This is a genomic window from Pseudorhodoferax aquiterrae (assembly GCF_014652235.1).
In the GTDB taxonomy this organism is placed as follows: domain Bacteria; phylum Pseudomonadota; class Gammaproteobacteria; order Burkholderiales; family Burkholderiaceae_C; genus Pseudorhodoferax; species Pseudorhodoferax aquiterrae.
In genome coordinates this window covers 74,899-99,042 of record NZ_BMYK01000013.1, presented here as the reverse complement: position 1 = coordinate 99,042, position 24,144 = coordinate 74,899, and the positions used below count along the sequence as shown (strand labels likewise).

Annotated in this window: 18 protein-coding genes and 1 pseudogene; 8 read left to right on the top strand and 11 right to left on the bottom strand. The window is 63.0% G+C overall.

The features are described from left to right. Nucleotides 1-160 precede the first annotated feature (160 nt). The 8 genes from IE209_RS19490 to mads1 all read right to left on the bottom strand — a co-directional run bounded on the left by IE209_RS19490 (nucleotide 161) and on the right by mads1 (nucleotide 14,889). A complete protein-coding gene (locus IE209_RS19490) occupies nucleotides 161-1,579 on the bottom strand; it encodes a UvrD-helicase domain-containing protein (protein ID WP_189688576.1) in 1,419 nt (472 codons plus the stop codon). Continuing rightward, complete coding sequence (locus IE209_RS19485; protein ID WP_189688575.1) at nucleotides 1,566-3,299, bottom strand: ATP-dependent nuclease; 1,734 nt, start codon at nucleotides 3,297-3,299, stop codon at nucleotides 1,566-1,568. The genes IE209_RS19490 and IE209_RS19485 overlap by 14 nt, the downstream gene beginning before the upstream one ends. A 134-nt stretch (nucleotides 3,300-3,433) precedes the next feature. Continuing rightward, nucleotides 3,434-6,175 carry a DEAD/DEAH box helicase family protein gene (locus tag IE209_RS19480; protein ID WP_189688574.1) on the bottom strand — a complete coding sequence of 914 codons (2,742 nt, stop codon included), beginning with the start codon at nucleotides 6,173-6,175 and terminating at the stop codon, nucleotides 3,434-3,436. Then, nucleotides 6,175-7,968, bottom strand: coding sequence for a site-specific DNA-methyltransferase (locus tag IE209_RS19475; protein ID WP_189688573.1), 1,794 nt, complete (start codon nucleotides 7,966-7,968; stop codon nucleotides 6,175-6,177). Before IE209_RS19475 ends, IE209_RS19480 begins: the two co-directional genes overlap by 1 nt. A gap of 12 nt (nucleotides 7,969-7,980) precedes the next feature. Continuing rightward, complete coding sequence (locus tag IE209_RS19470) at nucleotides 7,981-9,981, bottom strand: ATP-binding protein (RefSeq protein ID WP_189688572.1); 2,001 nt, start codon at nucleotides 9,979-9,981, stop codon at nucleotides 7,981-7,983. Then, on the bottom strand, nucleotides 9,981-11,747 hold the full coding sequence (locus IE209_RS19465; protein ID WP_189688571.1) for an AIPR family protein: 1,767 nt from the start codon (nucleotides 11,745-11,747) through the stop codon (nucleotides 9,981-9,983). Before IE209_RS19465 ends, IE209_RS19470 begins: the two co-directional genes overlap by 1 nt. After that, nucleotides 11,747-14,638 carry an SNF2-related protein gene (locus tag IE209_RS19460; protein ID WP_189688570.1) on the bottom strand — a complete coding sequence of 964 codons (2,892 nt, stop codon included), beginning with the start codon at nucleotides 14,636-14,638 and terminating at the stop codon, nucleotides 11,747-11,749. The genes IE209_RS19465 and IE209_RS19460 overlap by 1 nt, the downstream gene beginning before the upstream one ends. 50 nt (nucleotides 14,639-14,688) lie before the next feature. Continuing rightward, nucleotides 14,689-14,889, bottom strand: a complete 201-nt coding sequence (gene mads1 / locus IE209_RS19455; RefSeq protein WP_186130341.1) for a methylation-associated defense system helix-turn-helix domain-containing protein MAD1 — start codon at nucleotides 14,887-14,889, stop codon at nucleotides 14,689-14,691. A 466-nt stretch (nucleotides 14,890-15,355) separates the two neighbouring features. Between mads1 and radC the strand changes: the two genes are divergently transcribed. Together radC and IE209_RS19445 are read left to right on the top strand one after the other, a co-directional pair. Then, nucleotides 15,356-15,862, top strand: a complete 507-nt coding sequence (radC, locus tag IE209_RS19450) for a RadC family protein (RefSeq protein WP_189688569.1) — start codon at nucleotides 15,356-15,358, stop codon at nucleotides 15,860-15,862. Between the two features lie 279 nt (nucleotides 15,863-16,141). Next, the gene (locus IE209_RS19445) at nucleotides 16,142-16,492 is read left to right on the top strand and encodes a DUF2958 domain-containing protein (protein WP_189688568.1); all 351 of its coding nucleotides are present in this window, start codon (nucleotides 16,142-16,144) and stop codon (nucleotides 16,490-16,492) included. 30 nt (nucleotides 16,493-16,522) lie between these two features. Here the strand turns inward: IE209_RS19445 and IE209_RS19440 are convergent, their stop codons facing one another. Beyond that, nucleotides 16,523-17,191 carry a DUF6988 family protein gene (locus IE209_RS19440; RefSeq protein WP_189688567.1) on the bottom strand — a complete coding sequence of 223 codons (669 nt, stop codon included), beginning with the start codon at nucleotides 17,189-17,191 and terminating at the stop codon, nucleotides 16,523-16,525. A gap of 525 nt (nucleotides 17,192-17,716) precedes the next feature. Here IE209_RS19440 and IE209_RS19435 point away from each other — a divergent pair. The 3 genes and pseudogenes from IE209_RS19435 (at nucleotide 17,717) to IE209_RS19425 (ending at nucleotide 20,981) form a co-directional block, all read left to right on the top strand. After that, nucleotides 17,717-18,540 (top strand): annotated as a pseudogene (locus tag IE209_RS19435) (DUF932 domain-containing protein). 78 nt (nucleotides 18,541-18,618) lie between these two features. Then, on the top strand, nucleotides 18,619-20,709 hold the full coding sequence (locus IE209_RS19430; RefSeq protein WP_189688566.1) for a ParB/RepB/Spo0J family partition protein: 2,091 nt from the start codon (nucleotides 18,619-18,621) through the stop codon (nucleotides 20,707-20,709). 62 nt (nucleotides 20,710-20,771) lie between these two features. Next, nucleotides 20,772-20,981, top strand: coding sequence for a hypothetical protein (locus IE209_RS19425; protein ID WP_189688565.1), 210 nt, complete (start codon nucleotides 20,772-20,774; stop codon nucleotides 20,979-20,981). Here IE209_RS19425 and IE209_RS19420 read toward each other — a convergent pair. Beyond that, on the bottom strand, nucleotides 20,962-21,282 hold the full coding sequence (locus IE209_RS19420) for a hypothetical protein (protein WP_189688564.1): 321 nt from the start codon (nucleotides 21,280-21,282) through the stop codon (nucleotides 20,962-20,964). The genes IE209_RS19425 and IE209_RS19420 overlap by 20 nt on opposite strands. 454 nt (nucleotides 21,283-21,736) lie before the next feature. On the opposite strand from IE209_RS19420, the gene IE209_RS19415 reads away from it, so the two are divergent. After that, the gene (locus IE209_RS19415; RefSeq protein WP_019396536.1) at nucleotides 21,737-22,051 is read left to right on the top strand and encodes a DUF736 domain-containing protein; all 315 of its coding nucleotides are present in this window, start codon (nucleotides 21,737-21,739) and stop codon (nucleotides 22,049-22,051) included. Nucleotides 22,052-22,106: 55 nt separating this feature from the next. On the opposite strand, the gene IE209_RS19410 is transcribed toward IE209_RS19415, so the two are convergent. Further along, on the bottom strand, nucleotides 22,107-22,412 hold the full coding sequence (locus IE209_RS19410; protein WP_026088574.1) for a helix-turn-helix domain-containing protein: 306 nt from the start codon (nucleotides 22,410-22,412) through the stop codon (nucleotides 22,107-22,109). A gap of 243 nt (nucleotides 22,413-22,655) precedes the next feature. Here IE209_RS19410 and IE209_RS19405 point away from each other — a divergent pair, with 243 nt between their 5' ends. Both IE209_RS19405 and IE209_RS19400 read left to right on the top strand, forming a co-directional pair. After that, a complete protein-coding gene (locus IE209_RS19405; RefSeq protein WP_189688563.1) occupies nucleotides 22,656-23,006 on the top strand; it encodes a DUF2958 domain-containing protein in 351 nt (116 codons plus the stop codon). A 303-nt stretch (nucleotides 23,007-23,309) separates the two neighbouring features. Next, nucleotides 23,310-24,080 carry a DUF2285 domain-containing protein gene (locus tag IE209_RS19400; protein WP_189688562.1) on the top strand — a complete coding sequence of 257 codons (771 nt, stop codon included), beginning with the start codon at nucleotides 23,310-23,312 and terminating at the stop codon, nucleotides 24,078-24,080. The last annotated feature ends 64 nt before the right edge of the window (nucleotides 24,081-24,144 follow it).

Below are 24,144 nucleotides of genomic sequence, written 5' to 3'. Positions count from 1 at the left end.
CATGGAGACATGGTGAAGTTCAGTACCTATCGAGACAACTTGTTGTAGCGTAGAAGGGCAATTTCCATGCAGCCAAGGCCGATCGCTTCATGAATACATTGCTGATCCTGCGGACCAACGCGGTTCTGCTCAGCGCGACGGCGACGTTCAAGAAGTATCTCTAACCGATCACTGGAGTGGCGCTACACACTACGAGCTTCATCGACCCCCGGGTCATGGCGACGTAGAGGTTCTGCGCACTTATGCCCTCGATATTTAGCAGCACCGCGACTTCGGCTTCCAGCCCCTTGAGCAACAGCGTGCTGCCGACGGCGCGCTTTGGTAGCGGGCGCCCCAACAGCCGGTTTTCTTCCCGCACGCGCCGGGCCGCTTCTGTCAGAGGGACGGCCCCCGACGAGGCTTCTCGGAGCGCCTTGAGCACCCCGTAGAGGATGGCCGGCCGATGCACACGCACGTTCGGCAGTGCCCGCAGCTCCGACAACAGCGCGGCGGCCGCAGCGAGAGAGGGCGCGCGCCCGAACGCCAGTGCGCGGCTTTCTGCCTCGTTCGGAGGATTCCTTGCAGTTCCCTTTGCCAACGACTCCAGGCGCCGCGTCAACTCCGCCACGCCCACATTGGTCATGACGCTCTGCGCCAGCGCCAGCAACTGCGCGAGGGCATTCTGTGCCCCCGCATCAAAGTTGCTGGCGAAGGCGATGAGGTCTTGCAGATCGACGGCCTCGACCGTCGAAGCGCCTGGCGTCTGGCTCGCAAAGTTCTGCTGTGCTGCTCGGTTGCGGCTATCGGCGATGATGAGCACGCGCCCGTCAGAGGTTGGCGATGCCGTCCTCGCAGCGGCTAGGCGCTGGGCATGGTCGTTGGGTGGTACGGCCTGCATCCAGGTCACATGCTCCGGTGGCCCACTACGCAGATCCACCGACTGCCCCACCGCCAACAACCGGCGGGCCTCCAGCAACCATTGTCCCAGCGCTTCCGCGCCGACGTTGCGCCATCGCCAGGGCGTTGCCAGTTCCCCGACGACAGGAAAATGCGCGCACACCTGCTGGTTCCAGTCGGCCAGCGCATTGCCCCGGAATCCGAAGATCGCCTGCATGGGGTCGCCCAGCACGCAGGTCGGCAAGATCAACGAGAGGAAATAGACGATGTAGTGCTGGGGCACCGAACAATCCTGGTACTCATCCACGATCAGATGCGCATATGAGGCTTTTAGCACCTCACTGACGTGCCCGGCTTGCAGGAGCTTCCAGGCGGCGTCGCGGATTGCCGGGTAGTCCCGCGCAGGTGTAGCCAACCGCAGAATCTCCGGATCGTGGGCGCTGCGGCCGGGAAAGGTCGAGATGAGCCGGATGGCCCAGCCATCGATCGTGCTCAATCGATAGGCGCTGGCTGGCACACCGGCGCCGTCCAGCCGGCCACGCAGGGCCGCGACCCCGGCATTCGTGTGTGTCAGCACGAGGATGGGCTTGTTGCCCCGATGCCCGGCAAGCGCGTGGGCAATCAACTGTGTCTTGCCGCAGCCGGCCGGTGCGGTGACGGTTCCGCGTTCGATTGCACGAAGGTCGATTTCAACGTGGTCCATCAGTGGCCCACCCGAATACCTGGTCCATCAGAGCACGGAAGCCCTGATCGCAAAGATGCAGGTCCGGTGCAACGATGGTCCTAGCCACATCCTCCATCCACGAGATGGACTTGAACCAGCCCGCCTTTCGGATGCGCGCCGCCTGACCAAGGATGGCCCGGCATTCGGCCGACAGGTGGCCGGTGTTCTGGATCTCGTCCCAGACCTGCTGGAACGTGAGCGTGTTGTTCGAGACGGTGCGCAGGTGTTCGACGATCAGGTCGCCATGCAATTCGTTGGCGTAGCCGATCAGCCTCTGGCAGGCTGCCGGCGTGAGACTGCCGAACAGCTCGTCCTCCAGCGCCCGGCCCGCTCGGTAGGCGACGACGGTGCCACCGTTCTGGACAAAAGCCTGCTCGATAGCAGGTGTGGGCTTCTTGTCGTCGTCGCGCAGCACCATCACCCGGTAGCCCAGAGACTGGAACGCTGCGGCGCGGGCATACGGTCGATCCGGCTCCCCGCCACCGCAGTCGACGAGGGCCACGCCCAATGCAGCCAGTGACGCATTCCCCTGGTCAAGCCTGTACAAGTCCAGGCCGCGCAGCAGGCCGATCTCGCTGGCTCCCTCGCACACGACCACGGAGCCAGCCAGGAAGGCCTCGGGGTAGAGGCGGATCGTGCTCTGGATGTCATTGTCGGCGCCGACCAAGCGAGCCTCATGGCCGAGGGGGCCGCGGCGCAGCACGAAGAGCTGGCCGCCCGACAGTTCTCTCAGCGCCACGGGTGAGTGGGTGGTGAGGAACACCTGCAGCGGAGCAGCGGCCTCCTTGGCGCCGAGGGAGCCCAAGAACCTCGCGATGCGGTGCGGCTCCAGCCCGTACTCCAGTTCGTCCGTGAGGACGATCGACGCCTGACCGGCCGCCTTGCGCTGCAGGCCAGCGACAAGCAGACGCGTGGACCCGACGCCCAGGCTGCGAAGCGGGATGCCGCTTTCGTTGTGCAGGGAGATGGTGCCACCACCGAACGACACCGAATGCGAATCCAGCAGCGCCTTGGCCTTAGCGCCGATGTTGACGCCCAGCTGCTGAGCAGTGGTGGTGACGATCCCCAGCGCTTCTCCCAACTGTTGTTCGGCCTGGTCTCCGAAGGCACTGCGCGCATCCCTTGCGGCCTTGACCAGAGCGGCTGAAGCGTCGGCTCGCTCCTCCGAGATGCGGTTCAGTACGGAGCCGCGCTGCCATCCCAGGTTGAAGTCCGCTAGGGCGCCGATGCGAGTGGGCGCCAGGGCGACGCGATCCTTCCATGCGAGTGTCTTGATGATGCCTTGCTGTGCGGCGCGGTCGGAGACAAGGGTCCACGAGGGCTCCAGGTCACTGGCGACCGTCAGGTTCAAGCAGAGCACAACCTCCGCGTCGGCAGAGGGCTCGTCCTCGACGACGCCAGTGTTGGCGTGGTATCCGCGCAGGTATGCACCAAAGCCCTCCAGCGTCCGCATGCTGTCATCGAGGTCGCCGAGCGTCAGCGTGATGCTGATTGGGGTCGTGATGTCCAGTCCGAAGAAGTCCGCATCAGAGAACTGGACATTGCGCCTGGCTCCCAGGCATAGATCGATCGCGTCCAGTACCGTGGACTTGCCGCTGTCGCCCGGGCCGATCAGGCAGTTGATGCCAGGCGTCGGGCACCAGGCCAGCAACTGGATGCCGCGGAAGTTGGCGATTTCGATCTTTCTGATTCGTGCCATGGGCTGCTTCTCTGTGATCGTGCGGCCGTGGCCACGACGGTTGCGCACCGAAGTGCCCGGCGAAGTCCATCATTCCCTTCGCCTGGGTGCCTCGCCGGAATCGGTCTTGCTCACCAAAATCGGTCGAGGGCATCTCAATTAGCCTTGACCTCAAAGCGCAGGTAGTCCGCGAGCCGTTTCGACTCGCTGACTTCGTCATGGGGCACCAGCAGGTACCTCCAGGGCTTGGTGCCTACGCTCGCCGCGTGATCAGATGCGTGCTTGCACCAGCGCATGGCGGCAGCGGCCTTGGCCTGAACCTCTTGCGTGTTGATGTCGGCACGCGCCTTGGTCTCCACCATGAAGATGATCGCGTCCGTCTCGGCAACGAAATCGGGGATGTATTCCGGCTGCTCTGTGCCGAGCTTGTAGTAAATCTGGAACTGCCCCTTCGCGGGCTTGAACCACTTCGATGTGTCGCGCTCCAGAATGACGGCAAAGCGCCGCTCGGTGTCTGAATCGAACTTCTGCAACGGGTACAGGCAACGCGAGAAGCCACCGAAGAGCATCTGCTTGATGCGACTGGTCTCGGTCACGGTCTCCCGGAAGTGGCGGGCGGTCTGGCCGGCCGTGGCGGTGTAGTTGCAGGGCTTGAGTTCGGTGAAGCCGCGGCTCACCTGCACCTCGTACTCGGTCGCCTCCTCCCAGAAGTGGGTCATCATCTGCGCGTGAATCTCGCGCGCGATCAAGCGGCGGTCCCGATCCAGCACGCTGATGGCTTCTTCCTCGGACAAGTAGCTCCTCAGATGCTGCACCATCTGGCCCGCAAGGTCATAGAGCAGGTCCGCGTGGGTGAAGTAGTCAATGTCATCGAAGTCCACGAGGGCATGGACGATGTAGTCCTCCGGGCGTTGTTCCCGCAACCCGATCTCGGCGGCCAGGGTGAACTGCTCGTTCGTGCGGAGCATCTGTCCGACGATCTCCCGTTGGCCAGGCTGGAGGTGAAGTTGGCTCACGTCCAGCTTGAAGGCATGGAAGCCCGTCGTGACCTCACCAGCGGGCACAACCGCGATGCGTGGGATGTCGATGGTCTGCTGAACCACGATTTCTGTAGTTCTGGCGACGACGGCAGAAAGGTCGAGCACCGGAGCGACTTCATCCACGCCGGCCAGCAACTCGCCCTGGAGCGGCTTCAGGCGCTCGGCCACCTCCGCCAGGATTTCCTGCTGCACCTCGGGCTTGAGCAACGCGCTGCTGGTCGGCACAAGGTCTCGATTGACCTCGTACTTGCCGATGACGTCCATCACTACGCGCGCGGCCTGCTTCTCCGCTTCGGTAGTGAAGATCGGGACTGGCACCACTGTGGCCTCGACAGCGTGCGTTGTTCCGGTGGCGCCTGTTTCGGCAATCGGTGCACTGGTCAGGCCAAGGCGAGCGGCAATGCCAGACACGACCTGAACACTGACCTTCTTCTCCTCTGCATTCGGCGCATCGAGGATGACACGCGCCAGGCGGATCGGCGAATCACCCCGGTTGGCCTCGTCGATGATCTCCTGGAACTTGTCGTGGGCGACGATGTTCAGGCGATCCACCGCCGCCACGCCGGTGCGTTTGCCGTAGGGCAAGCGCAGACCGCGACCAATGCTCTGCTCGATCAGCGTGCGTGCATTGGCGGCACGCAGCGGCACGATGGTGTAGAGGTTGGTCACGTCCCAGCCTTCTTTGAGCATGTTGACGTGGATCACGATCTCGGTCGGCTCGTCCACGCTCTCGACGGCCAGCAGACGGGTGATCATCTCTTCTTCTTCAGCACCTGTGCGGCTGGAGTCGACCTGGATCACCTTGCCGGCATAGCGGCCCTCGTAGAACTGCACGGATTCGATCAACGCCTTCAGCTGTGCCGCGTGCGTGGTGTCTCGCGCGATGACGAGCATGAAGGGCTTGACCGGCTTGACGCCATTCTCGCGAGCGTAGGTGAGCAGCTCCACCTTCGTGGTTTCGTGCAGGCGCACACCATCTTCCAGCTTGGTCTTTTCGACTTCCTCCGGCGTGTGATCGCTGGCCTTGAAGTTGCGCTGGGTGACGACCGCCGGCTCCTTGACGAAGCCATCGTCCATCGCCCGTGCCAGCGGGTAGTCCATGACCACGTTCTTGAACGGCACCGGGCCCTTGCTCGATTCCACGAACGGCGTCGCCGTGACTTCGAGTCCGAACAGCGGCTTCAGCTCATTGATGGACCGGACGCCTGCACTTGCTCGATAGCGGTGCGACTCGTCCATTAGCAGCACCAGGTCGGGAAGATTCGCGAGATGGTTGAAGTAGCTGTCGCCCAGCACCTCACGCATGCGCTTGATGCGCGGCTCCTTGCCGCCGCGCACTTCGGAATTGATCTTCGAGATATTGAAGATGTTGATGCGCACGTCGTGCGCGAAGCCCTGGGGCTGATCGTCAACCGCCGCGCCGCTCTGGTCGTAGTTGTCGCCTGTGATGATCAGCGGTGGCTGTTGCGCGAACTCAGCGATGCCCTTGAACACATACTTGGGCGTGTTGCGCGTGAAGTCCGTGATCAGCTTGTTGTAGATCGTGAGGTTGGGTGCGAGAACAAAGAAGTTGTTGATGCCGTGTGCCAGATGCAGGTACGCGATGAACGCGCCCATCAGCCGCGTTTTGCCCACGCCCGTAGCCAGCGCAAAGCACAGGGAGGGAAACTCGCGTTCGAAATCCTCCAGGGTGGTGAACTCGGCTTTCAACGTGGCGAGGATGGAAGCGACATCCCGCTCGTGGCCCAGCAACTCAGGCGCAGCATCGATCGCGCGCGCCAGCTTGGTGAGGGATTCCGCCTGAGGCGGGCGAAGGGACAGGCGACCAGTGACGGCATGCAGTGCGCGGCTGTTCATTATTCGTTCTCCCCGAACAGACCGCCTTGCCCAGCAGCCACTTTTCTGATCTTTGATTTCTTGGCCACATCGGCTGGCAATGGCAGCTCAATCGGGTCAGGCTCTGCCATCGGCAGGTTTGCAACGTTGAGGCTGTAGTCGTCGTGGCCCCATTCGCAGCGGGCCAGCACCATCCTGGGAATCTTTTTCAGCGTCAGGTTCGGCCACCGTTGTGCGGCTTGCGCCGCAGTCACGCCGCGAAACGCAGAGCAGCAGACCAGTAGGCTCTGATCGGAGCCAACTTCATCCGACAAGGCTTGCAACTGATCGGCGGACAGGTTCTGCGTGGTGACGCAAATGAAGTCCCGTTCGCTGGAGTAGCCGTGCCGCCACCAAAGCGTTTCCGACGGCGCGTAAGTAAACCCCTCCAGCTTGGCCAAAGCCTCGGCCAGCTGCGCTCCGTTGTATTCGGGATTGATCACAGGATTGCCCCAGCGATCATTGACGATCAGGCTAGGCGCGAGGCTGTAGTAGCGGAAGCCGCCGCCACCTTGCCATCCAACGGCCTTCGAGATGCCGCCTTGATCGTCGCCGTTGATGACAGCTTTAAGGCGAGGAATGACGTGGGTGTGGCAATGGTCGCCCAGTTCAACCATGATCCACCGACGCCCCATCTTGTGGGCCACTGCACCAGTTGTTCCCGAGCCTGCAAAAGAATCAAGGACGATGTCCCCAGGCTTGGTGGCGAGGTCAAAGCATCGCTTGATAAGCGCCTCCGGCTTCTTGCCCTTCGGGAATTCAACGCCACCTTCGTTGTGTAGGTTGTTGGAAAGGATGTCGTCCCACAGGCTGGTGAGCGGCTCGCCGGCCACATACTGGCCATCAATCAGCTTTAGCTTGTCCGAGTAGAAAAGGATTCGCTCCCCGTTGCTGAAGTACATATTTGAATGTGCTTCACGTTCAAGTAGCAATACTTCGCCGGGCGTTGTCTTGGATTGGTCGATCATGCCGCGAGCCTCACTACTCACGGCGTTGTAGTCAGGGCGCGCGAGACGAACCACCTGCTGAGCGTGCCTCATAACGAAATCCGACAGGAGGTCTTCGTACTGATCACCAAGAGCCTTCTTGATTCCCTTTTCGGAGATTCCGAGGCTTTGCGCAAATGCCTTTGTTAGTGTCGTGAAGCGCCACCCTGAATACGGTTCAGCGAAGTTTTCAATGAATTGCCCGTATCGCTTGTCTCGTTCTGCGCGAGCCGTGAATACGCGATTTGGAGCCCACGCCGACTTATTCTTGGCGTAGATGAGGATGAAGTTCGTGGTGCTTACGACTCCAGGGTTGATCGACTTGTGTCCGGTTGCAGATCCCTGTTTGAATGAGACAACCGACACTCGGTTGGCGCGACCGAAGACTTCGTCAAGCAATACGATCAGGTACCCCAACTCGTTATCGTCGATGTGGACGAACAAGGTGCCATCGTCAGACAGCAAGCGCCGGAGTGCTTCAGCACGATCTCGAATCAATCCGAGCCAAATGGAGTGTTCGTATCCATCATCGTAGTGCTCAAAAGCCTGCTGTGTATTAAACGGAGGGTCAATGTAGATGCACTTCACCTTGCCTGAGAACTCCTGTTCCAACGCCTTCAGCGCCAGCAGGTTGTCTCCGTAGATGAGTCGATTGTCGAAAATGTCGTTATCCGCGACGCGACGTTTGGCGTGGTACGACTTCTCCGGATCTTCGAGCAGGATGCGCGGTTCCAGCTTTGGCCGCTTCTCCTTTCCGATCCAGGTAAGTTCTAGTTTTTGCTTGCTCATGGTCATGCCACCTTAATTCTTGTGCAGGCCAAGCTTGTCAAACAGGATGCGATTGCGGCGTTCTGCATCCTTGATCAGCTTGTCGTAGGAGAGGATTTCGATATACCCGTTGCCAGTCGCCAAGGGAGAGAAGTAGCCCTCGTTGTCAGCGGTCCGGTGATAGCGGCCGAACACTTGCCGATGCAATGACGGCGTCAGGTCGGCAATGAGATAGCCGGTGTATCGCAGGTTGGCGGGATTGATCTGGCGCCCATCAACGTCCGTGACGCCACCCTCGGCGATTTCTCTGAACCGTTGGATGACCTGATCGGCAGGGTCTTTGTCGTAGTTGTCCCGCCCCGGCCGCTTGAACTCGATGATGACGACGCCACCGCCCGGCAAGTTGTCGGCCTCGGCAACGCCGATGGGCGTGTCATAAAAGAAGGCAAAGATGTCCGGCTCGCGGCCGGAGGTTTCATCCAGGCCCGCAACGCTTTTCAACTTCTTGTCCGAGGTGAGCAGCGTGTGGTAGCACAAGCGCTCGTCGATTACCCAAAGGTTTTGCTGCTCGAAGAAGATGTCCTTCGAAGTCACCCCCATGGGGAAGATCATCTTGTGCAAGACCCGCTCCAGCGGATACTTGTCGTCGGTGCGCTTTTTTCTGAGGCTGTTGTTCACCAAGTCAAGAATCGTTCGACGGTGCGCGATGTAGGCGGCGAGCTGCGCCTTCCCGATCTCGTTGGCCTTTTCGGCGATGTCCTTGAACTTCTCTTGGTACTGCTCAAAGGTTTCGGTTTCGAACAGCGCGGCGACGTGCCTGGCCTCTTTGCGAACTTCGTCTTCAACGGTTCGCTTCACGCGCAGCAAGGCTTCATCCAGCTTGTCTTGTGACAGGCCGGGTTGAATCATCTGCTCGATGACCTCCTTGTAGCGGGGGTGGGTGAGCGCCCGGTACTCGGGAGCCTGTTCGACAAACTTCTCGATCTGGGCGCGTTTCTCGTCATTGGTGGACTGCAGGTCGCCCGTCAGCAGTGGCCGCAACGCGCCAGCGATGCCTTGATTCAGGGCTCGCCTTGATACGAGGGTCTGCTCCAGTTCCGGCTCTTCATCGCTCTGGAAGGCGATGCGCGTTCGTTCCTGGTTGGCGTGGTCATCCAGATACTCCCCGGTGACCAGCACAATGAGGGTGTAAGGCGCCTGTTCCTCATCAAGAAACTTCTCGGGCAGTTCCGGCAGGAGGTCCCGCAGTTTCGTCGTGGTGACTTCGCGCCCGTTGGCGCACAGGTTCAGCTCGTGGCGCGAGCGCCCATCGCGATGACGGTAGGCTTGCAAAGCAAAGGTGTGGCCGGAAACCTCGAAGAACTGCTCTTCGATGTGCGCTAGCACCGTGGACTGGAACAGGGCGTGCAAGTCGATCGGTGCGTGTCCAGGCGACTCCAGCGTCATTGGTGGGCAGGACCGCGCCGCAAACCGGATGAGGAAGTGCGCAATGATGCGTTCGGCGATGGTTTCGGGGTGGGTGGGCCACCCAGCACGATATTTGTCGTCCATACCTCGTAAGGACGTCTGGGTGCCGCACGCTTCGTGGACCTCCGACGTGACGTCCGCTCCCTTCAGTTCGTCTTCGATGCTGAAGTCGAACTCGCGAAGCAGATTCTTGCCGTCGCTCTTGAAGACGCTGCGGATGCGCACGGACGAAAAGACCTTCAGGAAGGTGAAGCGGCCAACACCTCGGCCGCCAACCTTTACCTTGGACAGCGTGTGGGCCTCCTTGAACGAGGCCAGGTTCTTGTGATTGAAGCCAACGCCGTCATCGATGACATCAAAGCCGTCCACGACCAGAGTGCCGTCCCCGGCTTGATGGGCAAGATCGTTGGCTGCCACCAGCCGGATGCTAATCGAGTGATTGATGAAACCATCCTGATGCTCTTCGATTGCGTCGAGTGAATTTGAGATGGCCTCATAGAGAGGCATCATGGCCTTGGCCTGGGAAAGCTCCAGTCGGTCGACAAGACCCTTGATGTTCGCCAGCACTACGGATTACCTCCCTGGTTATGTTGCGCCAAGGCCGCCATCAGTCGACCTTTCACGGATCGACAGTCCGCCTTGTTCTCGAAGACACTGCGCGCTTGCTTGTTCCATTGGACGGCCTGCGCAGCGTTGACCAACCGATCTGCGACCAGGTCGATCTCGCGAGAGAGCGTCGTCAGTTCATCCGGACTGAGATTCAGCTCGGGTCCGTTCTGCAACTGCAGCCTGATGAAGATCACGTGCAGGACCAGCCAGGCGCCGTGGCTGAGAATCTCTTTGGCGGGCAGCGTGCCTGCAGGCAGGCCTAGCGGATCGGCCTCGGCGCTGGCGCGATCACGAACCTTGCCGACAACCGCCCGACCAATCTGCGCGATGCGCCACATCTGCTTGGCCGTCAGCGAGTCGGCAAACAGACGCTCGTAGGACTGGCGCAACGGATCGGTTGCAGGCACAAGGCCTTCTCGACCGAAGAGCTTCTTCTTGTCCGACTTGGCTGCGACCAGGTAGTCGGGCCAGTCGTTGGTGGTCACTGTGCAGGCCAGGTAGGGGGCCAGCTCGCGAGCACCGAAGCTTGTGGGAGATGGGGGAGGATCATCCTCGCCATGCTTGACGACGTAATTGATGCCGGCCATCTGCAGCGTCTGCTGCCACATGGTCTGCCGCTCGTCCAGCGCAGCGAAGTCCTCCAGGTCAACTGCGTTCTGCCGGTTGCGGGACTGTGTTACACGGTCGCCGAATCCGTCGGGTGCATTGTCCAGACATACAAAGGTCGCCATGACCATGGCTGGATTGGCGTCGTAGTGCGCTATCGGTTCCTTGGCGATGGCACCAGCAGTCTGGGCACCATTGATGATGGAAAGCCCGCGGACACGAAACCTCCCAGTCTCCCGATGGGGATCGCGAGGATGCTGCTCGTTGATGGCCTCGCAGAGGAAGGTGACGCCGTTGTTGAAATAGAAGAAGTGTCGGGCTTCCTGCTGCAACGTCTCGGTCAAGCCGGCGTTGACCGTCGTCGTTCCTTTGAAGCGCCGGATATTCCTGTCGACCAGACGTTCTTCGTGCTGCACCCACAACTCTGCCAGCCGTTTGGCGTCCATGCGGCCATAGAAGACCCGATAAGGCTCTTGCGTATGGCCGAAGTCCTTTAACTCGATATCGGCCTCGATCGCCTGGGCCGATACGCCGTCCAGATGGAGGTCGTGCAGGGTGGTCAGCCCATAGGCATGACAGCGCAGAAAGCCGGGATTGGTGCCATTGAAGGCGCGCTCAAGGTCGGAAAAGATGTCTCGGCGGTCATCGGATACGGCTGTGCCGGAATAGGCGAGGACGACTTTGATCTTGCAGATGCCGCTGTTCAACGCATCGGTAATTGCCAGGCTGCGATTCTGGAGTGCGTTGTTGAAGCGCTCCCAGCGACCTCGGACAAGGTCGGTCACGCCATCGCGAAACTTGGAGACATCGCCAAGTTCGGGTTCACCGGAACCTGTGTCTTTGTACTTGGACTGGACCAGCCAGATGGTCTGATCATTGGCGACGAACACCGAGTCAATGCCGTGATCAAGGCCCCCGTCGATGCTGGCCGCAACGGACTCTTCCAGCGTTGCTCCGGCCGCTTCATGCAGTACAAATGCCGCAATGGCTTTGGACAGAAAGTTGCTACGACGGGACTCAGGGCTTGTGCCCGATCCGGTGATGAGGGCTGCGTAGTCCGCGTCCAGCTTCTGGCACAGCAGGTCCAGCTCAAGAGGACGAATGGGTGCTGTCGCCATCAGATCAGCTCCCATTCCACGGTGAAAAGCGTCTGCTCGACCACGTGTTGCTGGAGCTGGATCTCCAGTTGGCTGATGAGGGAATTGCGCTGTTCCTCCACCTCGTCCTGCCGGGCGAACAACTCCCGCCGCAGCTTGCTTCGCTTGCCCTCAAGCTCCCGTTGCTTCTTTTGCCAGGACAGCTTTTCTTCCAACGTCGGCGCGATGGCGGCAGTGCTGCGCACCTCCTTGATTTGCCGGTCAATCTCTCTGATTTCCTGCTCAAGGCCTAGCTTCAGGTCGTCGGCCCACGCATCCAGCTTCTGTACTTCTTGCTCGAAGTAGCCGAGATTGCGCTGATTGATCTCACGCAGCAGGTCGGTCTTGCGGACCTCGACGTTGGACGACAGCGCGGAGTCCGCCGCGCTGCGGAACAGGCTTGGCGGCTGGGCAACGGCGGGCAGGCGCAGGAGCTTCCTGGGATCGTCTTCCAGCAGAGTGATGCCGTCCGACGTGATGGCCGTAACCAGCAGGTGCTGCTCCTGGTTGCCCAACGCATCGACTTCAATTAGCTTCAGCGTGAGCCATCCCGCTTTGCCGCGATAAGGCTCCAGGGTGCTCACCTTGGTGCCGTATGCGTCGTAGTCGAAGACGAGCTTGGCACCGTCAAGCGTGCGGGCCTTGGCCTTCTCGGTGACCCACGAAGCCAGCGGGTGATGGATTCGGTACAGGTGCGCGTCGCCGGAGCGACGGGGCAACTCATAGCGCCCCAGTTCGATACCAGCGCGCGCGCTGGCATCGATGCCGTCCGGCACTCGCTGCAGGTGGAATCCGTCGTCATCGAAGCTTGCGAATTCGCTCAGTTCCGCCCGGCTCAGCTCCATCAGCATCCGTTCGAATCGACTCCGGGCGCTGCGGCTGTCTTCGGCACGGACGCGGAGCTTGTCCTGCACTTCCTCGTCGAAGTTCTCCAGGAGGAGTTGGCGCGTCTTGACCATTGCCTCGTTGATCTCGCCAGAGAGGTCGAGTTGAAGCTGCTCGAAACTGGCCTTGATCTCGGCAGGCTCTCGACAGTTCTGATAGATCTCGGCAATGCGTCGTTCGAAATCGACGCCCGAGCCGATGGCACCGAGCACCTCGTCGCTGGCGCCAAACACGCCTTCGAAGAGCTGAAACTTCTGCGCCAGCAATTCATACACGCGGGCGTCGGCCTCGTTACTGCGATCCACGAAGTTGACCACCACCACGTCATGCTTCTGCCCATAGCGATGACAGCGGCCGATGCGCTGTTCGATGCGCTGAGGGTTCCAGGGCAGGTCGTAGTTGATGACCAGCGAGCAGAACTGGAGGTTGATCCCCTCGGCCCCGGCCTCGGTGGCGATCATGACCGTTCCTCGCTCCCTGAAATGCTCGACGAGGGCAGCGCGAGTATCTGCAGTCTTGGAGCCGGTGATGTGATCCGTGCCCTCGTGCCGCTTCAGCCAGTCCTTGTAGATGGCCTGTGCACGCGGGTCGCTATTGGTGCCGTTGAAGAGGACAATGCCATCGCCGTAGGTCGTCTCACCCAGCAGGCTCAGCAGGTAATCCTGTGTGCGCCGGGACTCGGTGAAGATGATGGCCTTCTTTGCAGCGCCAAGCCGATCTAGTTCGACGAAGGCGCGGTCGAGCGCCGTCAGTAGCGCCATCCCCTTGGCGTTGTCGCGAATGCTGGTGGCCAGGGTCTTGAAATGGCGCAGCTCGTCAATCTCGCTTGCGATGGCATCCCGCTCGCCTTGGCTCAGTGCCGCGGCATCCAGCACCGCGCCGTTGTCGCCATCGGAGAATTCTTCTGCAGTCTCGTCGAGCGACTCGTAGTCCTCGTCCAGCTCCTCGGTCAGATCGACCACCGGGGACGCTGCGAGCACGCCTTGCAGGCGCTTTGACATCGTTTCCAGCGCGCCGGCGATGGCGTGCGTGCTGGACGCCAGCAACTTCCAGAGGACGAGCGAAATCAGTTGGCGTTGGCTCTGCGGAAGCGCCTGAAGATTCGGGCGCCGCAGGTAATCAGCGACCAGCCTAGACAGTTCCTGCTCTTCGGCGGACGGCGTGAATTCCTGAACGATGGCTTTGCGCGCGGTGTAGGAAACGTAGGGCTGCACCTGCTTGCGCAAAGTGCGCTTGCAAACCGCCGAAATCCGCTCGCGAAGGCTTTCAAATGATTGCCCTCGGCCGGTGAACTGGGAACGGAAACTGTCCAGGTCGCCGAAGACGCGGTCATCGATGATGCTGACCAACCCATACAGTTCCAGCAGCGAGTTCTGCAGGGGCGTGGCTGTGAGCAGCACCTTGGAATGGACATGCGCCATCGCCTCCTTGAGCGTCTTGCCGATGACGTTGCTGGTCTTGTAGACGTTGCGCAGGCGATGCGCTTCGTCCAGCACGACCAGATCCCAGGGGATGGCCTTGATGTCGTTGGCCTTGGTCTTGGCGAACTGATATGAGCAGATGATGGGACCTGACTCCGCCAAGAAGGGATTCAGCTGCCCCTGCTTGCGCGCCGTGTTGTAGCTCTTCGCTTCGAGAATCAGTGCCTGCAGGCCAAACTTGTCCTGCAGCTCCTGATGCCACTGCTTGCGGAGGTTGGCCGGCACGATGATGAGCATCTTGCGTCGCCGCTCGGCCCAGCGCTGCGAGATGACCAACCCCGCTTCGATGGTCTTGCCGAGCCCCACCTCGTCAGCGAGGATCACTCCGCGTGACAGGGGGTTATGGCAGGCGAAGAGGGCCGCATCGACCTGATGCGGATTGAGATCGACTTGGGAATCGACCAATGTCGAAGCCAGCGATTCCACGGAATCGCCCGCCGCGCGGCGTGTGAGCAGCCAGGCAACGTACTGCCGCTGGTGCGGTGTCAGAAGCTGTGGTGTCGTCAACGCCGGTTCTCCCCTTTGTGTTCCATAAGCGACTGGCCCCGATCCAAAGCTCAGTCTGCCTCTGGTTTCTTTTTGCCGATGCTGTCAGCGATCCAGGCATCCAATTCAGACCGCCGGAAACGCCATGTCCCTCCCAACTTGAACGCCGGAATCTCTCCTTTCTGAGCCAGGCGATAGACCGTTCGTTTCCCGGCTTTGAGATAGGCCGCGACCTCTTCGAGCGTGAGGATCTCGCTGTCGACTTCAGTCATTTGGAATCCATGAAGGGCGGCCATATTCGATTGCCAAGTCTGGCCAATTCTACCAGTTAGCCTCACACTCAGGCCAGGTGTGACCGCGGTTGGTACGGCTCGACGGGGAAATATCTCGAAGAATGCCGTTTTCGAGAGTCCCCAGCCGGGCCGTGCTGTCGTGCTCCGTATCGAGCCCCGCTGCGCGGGGCTCGCCCCTTTGGGGCTTCCATCGCCCTCTCGCTCCACTTGGCTCACGCCTCCGGCCCTGGCGGGCCTGCGCGCTCCGCTTGCCAAGGGCCGGGGTGCGAGGGAGTGGGGCGGTCTTGCTGTTTCCCTTCACCGTACCACGGCGTTCTCGCCGTCAAGGGCGGCGCGCGCGGTGCGCGCTGGCGTCCTGGCGGCCGGCTTCGCCCCCTGACTGCTTGCGCTGCGCCGTGCTGGCGCCGGTTTCGGGCAATTCCGCCCGAGCAACCGGAGCACGATCATGTCGCAACTTTCCCTCTCTTCCGATGCCTCGCTGCTGGTGCGTGACGGCCGTGGCCGCTACCTGCCGGCGTCGGCCGACCAGATCCTGGACGCTGCGCGTCGGGTCATCGACCAGAAGATGCAGCGTGGTGCCGAGTTCAGTTCGCCGGCGACGGTCAAGGAGTACCTGTGCACCAGGCTCGCGGGCTTCGAGCACGAGGTCTTCGCGGTCCTGTTTCTCGATACGCGCCATCGGCTGATCGAATACGTCGAGATGTTCCGTGGAACAATCGACGGCACCGAGGTTCATCCACGCGAAGTAGTCAAGGAAGCGCTGCAGCACAACGCGGCAGCAGTGATCTTCGCTCACAACCACCCAAGCGGGAATCCCGAGCCGAGCGCTGCTGATCGAGCGCTGACCCAGCGGCTCAAGCAGGCGCTGGCGTTGATCGATGTGCGCACGCTGGACCACATCATCGTCGCAGGGGGCCAGACGACGGCTTTCGCCGAACGCGGCTGGCTGTGAGAAAGGGGGCTGCGCCCCCCTTTCTTTGCTGCGCCCAGCGGCGCAGCTCCAGCCCGTGCCTGCCCGCGCTCTGCGCTTGTCGAAAGCCGGAGTGCGCGGAGGTGCGGGGGGTGGCGGTCTTGCTGTTCCCTTCATCGTGCCACGGCGTGCTCGTTGTCAAGGGCTGCGCGCCGATGGCGCTTGCGTCCTGGCGGCCGTCGTTGACCCCTGACTGCTTGCGCTGCGCCGTGCCCCGGAAGGGTCGGGCAATTCCGCCCGGCAACCTTTCAGGAGTTCATCGTGAACAACGCACTCATCACTGACGAGCAGCGCATCGTGCTGCTGGCCAACGGCCGAGAATCCTTGGAGAACGCGGACTTCGATCCGGCGCCCGTGGTCAAGCTATTCACGCCGGATGCCGGCGCGACCTGGCTGCTGACCGAGATTGATCCCGACGACCACGATCACGCCTTTGGCCTTTGCGACCTGGGCCTGGGGATGCCGGAAATCGGCTGGGTCAGCCTGGGCGAGTTGGCGACGGTGCGCGGCGGGCTGGGGCTGCCGATCGAACGCGACCTGTCGTTCCGTGCCGAAAAGCGGTTGAGCGCCTATGCGCGCGATGCGCGGCTGGCCGGGCGAATCATTGAATGATCTCGCGCGGGGCATCGCAAGATGCCCCGTTCAAGGTCTCAGCAGATCCGGCAGGCAGTCGGCGAATGCCGGCTGGATCTTGCTCACCGGCTTGGCCACGGCTTCGTCGCCGGTGAGGACTGCCATCGTCATGCCGGTCATGGTCGTCAGACCGTTCGAGCTGCGCAGCACTTGCAGCGCAAGATCGACTGGGAAGCCGTCGGCACTGCGCCGCAGCGGATGAATGCCGCCATGCACGAATGAGTTCATGCCGTGCCAGGTCACATCCTTGAAGTGCGACAGCATCTGGTGCGCGGCTGCCGGCGCGCCTTGTCCGACTCGCTTGCCGATCTGTTCGATCATTTCGCTGGCGCCAGGCAAGTTCTTGGCTGCCTGTTCGCTCTGCTGCGTCAGTGGCGCCAGCAACTTGTCGATCGCTGCGTCGCTGGCCGCGTAGAGCAGCCACATTGCCCGCGTCAGGGCCTCGAACTGCAAACGCATGAGGCCGACCGCGGACGTGGGCAGTCGCAGCGACATCAATGCTCGCATTGCCGCCGCATGCTCCATAGCGACCAAGCACATGCCGAGGGTTGATTCACCACGGGGCGATCCATCGAACTCGGCATCGCGCAGCAGTTCGTCCAGCCGTTCGTGCAAGGCATTGGAGCGGTGGAGCATGTTCTCCAAAGGGGCGTCGTTGTTGATGATGGTTTCCTCCACAGTGGGATGGTAGGACGATCGTGCGTCCCCGGCCAAGCAGACATGGCCGGTCGCGCTGTCGTGCTTCGCATCGAGCCGCCTGCGGCGTCTCGCCCCTGACGGGCTTCCATCGTTCCCTCGCTCCGCTCGGCTGACGCCTCCGGCCCGGCTTCCAGCTTCGGGCCTGCGCGCTTCGCTTGCCGTGCGGTCAGCGCTAGGGGAGGGCCGTTGCCATGTTCAGCCGTCCCCCTGACTTCATCACCTTCACCGCGACTGTAGCCCGCGGCCGGGTGCCGTCAAGGCGCGCAGGGCCGTGTCCTCGACTGCGCCTGCGGGCCGCACCAACCCCTGCGCTTGCCTCCTTGACGGTCCCCGTCTGCGCGCTCCTGACCGTCGCGGGCGATGAACTCAGGAAAGACGGTGGCAACAGGGCCAACCGGGTTCCTCGTGCCGACCGCACCGAACAGCCGAAAGGCTGGGCTCCGAATCTAGGAATCCGGTGTGCGGTGAACAGCAAACCCTTCTTTCTTTCTCAGGAGAAATGCCATGCAACTCGCATCCCGCTTCGCTTCCCGTTCCCCGGTGCTGCGTTCGGAACGTCCCTTGTCCGATGACCAAATTCGGGCCGTGGCCCCGTCCATCTTCGCGGACGCCCCGCACGAAAGCCGCTCCGAGCGGTACAGCTACATCCCCACCGCGACCGTGCTGCAAGAACTGCGCGGGGAGGGTACGAGCCTTTCATGGTGACGCAGACCCGCGTGCGCCACGACGACCGCCGCGATTACACGAAGCACATGATCCGGCTGCGCCACGCCAGCCAGATCAACGGCCGCGAGGCCAACGAAATTATCCTGCTGAACTCCCATGACGGCACCAGCAGCTATCAGATGCTGGCCGGAATGTTCCGCTTCGTTTGCAGCAATGGCCTTGTCTGCGGCGACACCGTGGCCGACGTGCGCGTGCCGCACAAGGGCGACGTAGCCGGGCACGTCATCGAAGGCGCTTACGAAGTCCTGCACGGCTTCGACCGGGCGCAGGAATCGCGCGATGCCATGCGCGCCATCACGCTCGACGCCGGGGAATCGGAAGTGTTCGCCCGCGCCGCGCTGGCCTTGAAGTACGACGAGGACAAGCCCGCGCCCGTCACGGAATCGCAAATCCTGATGCCGCGCCGCCATGACGACGACCGCCGCGACCTGTGGAGCGTGTTCAACCGCACGCAGGAGAACTTGACCAAAGGCGGCCTGTCCGCCCGCGCCGCGAATGGCCGCCGCCAGACCACCCGGCCCGTGCAGGGCATCGACCAAAGCGTGCGCCTGAACCGCGCCCTGTGGCTGCTGGCCGATGGCCTGCGCCAGTTGAAAGCCTGAATCCCCACGCGGCAGGGGCAGGCAGCAGCCCTTGCCGCTTCTCTCGCTGCTGCATCCCAACCGCAAGGAGTTATCACCATGAACGCCGTACTCAAAACCGAAACCGTCGCCATCGAAACCGCCGCACCGCTGGAACTGGCCGACCCGACCAAGAACCTGATCTTGGTTCCCCTCTCGCAGTTGCTGCCGCGCCGCTCAAAGCGCAATGCCCGCAAGATGCCGCGCCTGTCCATCCCCGAACTGGCCGCGAGCATTGCCCGCATCGGCCTGCTCCAAAACCTTATCGTCATCCTTTCCGCCGATGGCGAGACTTACGAGGTGGTGGCCGGTGAACGCCGCCTGACCGCCTTGAAGCTGCTGGCGAAGAAGAAGCGCATCCCCGCCGACTACGAAGTGCCGTGCCTGCTGGTGCCCGATGCTTCGGCCCGCACCGTCAGCCTCGCGGAAAACCTGATGCGCGAGCAGATGCACCCCGCCGACCAGTTCGAGGCGTTCGCCGCGCTGGTCAAGGAAGGCCGGCCCATCGAGGACATTGCCGCAGACTTCGGCGTGTCCCCGCTGGTGGTGCAGCGCCGCTTGAAGCTCGCCCACATCGCGCCGCGCCTGATGGCCGACTACCGGGTCGGTGGCGTGACGCTGGAACAGTTGATGGCCTTGACCATTACCGACGACCACACCGCGCAGGAAGCCGCGTTCTATGGCGCGCCGGAATGGCAGCGCAGCCCGTCCAAGCTGCGCGAGCGCCTGACCGAGCGCGAAATCGACGCCACGCACCCGCTGGTGCGCTTCGTCGGGCTGGACACCTACCGACAGGCAGGCGGTGGCGTCCGCCGCGACCTGTTCGCCGAAGGCGATGCCGGAACCTACCTCACCGATACCGCAATGCTGGAAACGCTGGTGCGCGACAAGCTGACAACGCTGGCCGAGGACGTGCGCGCCGAGGGTTGGGCATGGGTGGAGGCCGTACCGCATCTGGCCTACGAGGAACGGCACGCGTTCCAGAACGCCCCGCACCACCGCCGCGAGCCGACGACCCGCGAGGCCCGCCGCATCGCCTCGCTGGAAACCCGCCTCGAAAAGAACGACGCCGAACTGGAAGATGCTTGCGACGCCGACGCCGACGCCGACGCCGACGCCGACGCCGACGCCGAGGACGAGGCCAAGGCCGAGAAGCTGGAACAGTGGCGCGATCAGGTGGTCGGGGAATTGCAAGACGCGGAGGACGCCTTGCAAGGCTATGCGCCCGAGGTGCGCGACGTGGCCGGGGCCATCGTCACCATCGACCGCAACGGCGAGGCCGTCATTCATCGCGGCCTGCTGCGCGAGGCCGAAGCGAAGGCGCTGCGCGCGCTCGACAAGCTGCGGCGCGGTTTCGGCAGCACCGAAGGCGAAGCCGCCAACGACGAGCGCGAGGACGACGACAACGACGCACCCAAGGCCGCGAGCCTGTCCGATCGCCTGGCGCAGCGGTTGAGCGCCCACCGCACCGCCGCGCTGCAAATTGAAGTCGCCCGGCATCCGCAAGCCGCGCTGGCTGCGCTGGTGCATGGCATGGTGCAGACCGTCTTGCAGCCCGACGCCTACGGCGATGGCCTGCCGTTGGGCTTGCGCCTCACCGTGCAAGACCGGCTGGAAGGCATGGCCCCGGACTGGCCGGAATCGCCCGCCGCCGTGGCGCTGCGCGAACTGCAACAGGTGGCAGGTGTTGCCTTGCCGGACGACAGTGCCGAAATGTTCGCCGTGCTACTGGCGAAGCCGCAAGACGAACTGGTGCGCCTGCTGGCGGTATGCGTGGCCGCAACGGTGGACGTGGTGACGCCCCGCGCCACGACGCACCAGCGCGGCGAGGAACTGGCGCAGGCCGTGGGCCTCGACATGGCTGCATGGTGGAAGCCGACCGCAGAAGGCTACTTCAAGCACATTTCCAAGGCCGCGATTCTGGATGCCTTGGGCGAGTACGCGCCCGAGCAGGTCAACCGGCTGGCGAAGCTCAAGAAAGCCGACATTGCCAGCGAAGCCGAGCGGCTGGCCGATAGCACGGGCTGGATGCCCGCCATCTTCAAGGCCGCAGGCCCGCAGGACGCCGTGCGGGAAGCAGGCCCAAAGCAGGACGCCCCGGAGGATGCCGACGCCGTGGCGGATGAACCCGCCGAGGCACTGGCCGCTTGACCCGCGCCGAAGGCAAGCGCCCCGGCCTCGACCGGGGCGCTTCGCTGGAAGGAGAGCCGCCCATGACCCGCACCACGACCAGCCGCCCACGCATGGCGGCGACCTATGCCCCCGGCACGGTACGCGCCCGCCGCTGGCACGGCGAAGGTGACGTGCGCGGCTACCGTCCGCCCTCGGGCTGGACGGCCTGCGCCGACCTCACCGACATTCACCTCATCACGGGCCGCGCCTTGCCGCGTGCCGTGTGGTGGCTCATCGAGACGAAGGAATAGCAGCAGCATTCCCCGGCACATTGAGCCGGGGGATGTTCCAAAATCCGGGCGCGGCGGTGGCCGCGCCCGGCTCCAACATCCAAAACAAAATCGCCCGGTCGCCGCCTTCAGCCAGGCGGCGACCGGGCGAGCGCGCAACAGCCTTGCGCGCGGCACGGCAATCGGTGCCCGCTGGCGCGGGCGAGGTTTCGATGGCGCCCCGCCGCGATGGGCAGTGCTTGTGGGGCTGCGCCCCGGCTTGCTGCGGCAGGTTGTGCGAAAGCGTGCCGTCCTCGACGCTGGCGATTCGTTGCCTGTCCATCACGAAGGACGGTTCACCGACAGCCGCGCAGCCTCGCTATGGAGCTTCCATGCCACGCCTCAAGCATGTGGCCGCAATCTGCGGCAGGGACGTTCTTGCCTTGTCGTCGGGGCATTGACCTGGCCCGTGTCAGGACGCGCGCCGGTGCAGCCTTCGTGCGGGGATGCCGAGTCGGCCCTGTCTCCTTTCGCGGGTGGGTCGGCCCAAGGCGTCCTTGTCTCGTTGTGAATCCTGGCGGTGGCGCGGCTGCGCCTCGGGCTTCATGGCTGCAACCGTCCGGCGAAAACAATTTCCCCTGCGCTGCGCGCATTCCTCACGGGGCAAATTCTTTTCGCCTCCCGGTTCTCCACTACGTTGCGACCGCAAGCGGTGCAGCCAGCCCGTCCCCCGCCGGCCGGATTACAACAAGGACGCGATGGGCGCGACCCTTGTTCAACCGAAAGGAGAAAACATCATGGCCAACATCGGCACCTTCACCGCAGATAAAGACGGCTTCACCGGCACGCTGCGCACCCTGACGCTCAACGCCAAGGTCAAGCTGGTTCCCAACGACAAGGGCAGCAGCGAGAACGCCCCCGACTTCCGCCTCCAGGCCGCAGGCCACGACATCGGCGCGGCATGGAAGAAGACCAGCGAGGCCGGCCGCGAGTACCTGTCCGTGACCCTCGACGATCCTTCGTTCCCGGCAGCGGTCTATGCTCGCCTGATCGAAGGCGAGGACGGCACGCACGACCTGATCTGGTCGCGCAGCAAGCCCCAGGCGGCGTGACCGCAGCAGCGCCCCGCCCATCGCGGCGGGGCGCTGTGCTGCTGGTCGCAGCAAATCATGCGCGCGGCTTCGCCGCGTCGCGTTCCTTCAGCACCGCCTCCAGCTCCCGGCGCACCTGCGCCAGCAGCTCGTCGGCCTTGCGCGGGCTATCGCCCGCGTAGGCCAGCGTCAGCAGCGTGAGCGGGTGGATCTCCATCACCTCGCACAGCTCGGCCAGCTTGTGCAGGGTCGGGCTTTTGAGGTCGCGTTCCAGGGTGCTCATGTAGGTGCGGCTGGACACGTCAGAGAAGGCTTCCTGGCTCAAGCCACGCGCCTTCCTGACCGTCTTCAACGCCTTCGCCAATGAGTTCCCAGCCGCCACCTATGGTTTCCCTCGAGAAACCAAGATGACAGCCCATTGCGCCCTATAGAGCTACAATCTATAGTGTTCATTTGATGTTATTCTTCGTCTCTGTGCCTTTACGGAAGTCCGCATCAGCGGGTTTCAGCAAAGCCACGAAACCGCATCCGCGCTTGCGCACGAAGGCGCAAATCCGGCTTAGCGGTTCCGCGCTTCGGCGTGAAGCCGCATTCGTGCATCATTGGATTTGTGGGATTGCCGACCATGCCCCAGTCACTCACCACCGCCCCGGAGCGCGCGCAACTGCTCGCCAACGGCGCGGCCCGCGCCGCTGGGCAAGCCATCGACCCGGTGCCCGTCGTGCGTCTGTTCACGCCGGACGCGCATGTGACCTGGCTGCTGGCCGCGCTCGATCCCGCCGATGGCGACACTGCCTGGGGCCTCATCGACCTAGGGATCGGGATGCCGGCGCAGGGCACCGTCAAGCTGTCCGAGCTCGCCGGCATCGTCGGGCCGCGCCAGCAGCCCGTACTACGCGACCTCTATTTCCGACCCACGCGCACGCTGTCGGAATACACCTGCTTGGCCGAGCAAGACGGGGCTATCCCGGACTGAGCACAGCCTACTGTGACTTTTTCAGTCTGGTGTCATACCGGGCAGGTCTCAATCAGCATTCTTGCGGCGCAGCCGCACCAGTCTGATTCAAATAGACATGATGCCCGACGCGGGCTGCGGCAGGCTGGTCTGTACGGCGCCCCATTTCGGGGCGTTGCCGCCGCAGCATTGAGACGAATACCGCAACGCATCGGAGCCAATCGGTCTTGACACCCACCAGCCACCTTGCAATCCCTGATGTTCTGACGATGTAGCGCGTAGTCCTTTCGTGGCGGCCAGTCCTGTTCGCAGGGAGATGGCGTCATGGTCGATCGCAGCGCCGAGCCTTGGTATCCGACAGCCGCGTACCTGTACGCGCTGCATCTGGACGACCTTGCGCTCGCTTGGGAATACCTGCGCAGGAACCCCGACTACCGGCTCGACTGGCTGCGTCGCTATCGCCGGCCACAGACGGCACAGGGAGCGGCGCATCGCTGGGGCCTGCGCTTGCTGGAAGACCCAGCCCTGGATGCGCGTGACGCGCATCCGGCTTGGCTGCCTGGCCATGCGGCCGTGGTGCAGCTCTATCCCGATGCCGACCCGCCGCAGGATACCGCCACCTTCGCGTTCTGGCGCATCCCCGGCCACAAGCAACTGCTGCACGACGGTAAGGGGCTGGCGCTGATCGCGCGCAGCCCTGGCCGTTGCCTGCGCTTCGCGCTGGCGCCCGGCCTGGAAGACGGCATGGCCGTGGCTTATGCCCATCGCGGCGGCGCTGCCGCGCATGCGCGTCGCCATACGCCCGGCACAGCTTTGGCCGACGCCAAGCCCAGGCCACCACCTGCCGCGCTGCTGGAGCTGCATACCTTGCAGGCGCTCGACGCGACCCTGGCGGGCGCGTCCTTGCGCGATGTAGGCGAAGGGCTGTTCGGTGCCGACGCCGCGGCCGATTGGTACAGCGACGGCGGCCTGCGCTCCAAGGTGCGCCGCCTGGTGCGGCGCGGCGATGCGCTGATGCGTAGCGGCTATCGCCGGTTAGCACAGCTTCCGCCGCTTGAGAAGGGTCGTTTTGATGCGGACGCAAAACGGCCCTGATCGGAAACCCCTCGCTTCTTGAGACTGCCTCCATCCGGTCGCGCTGTGTGGCCGGGCGTTTTCA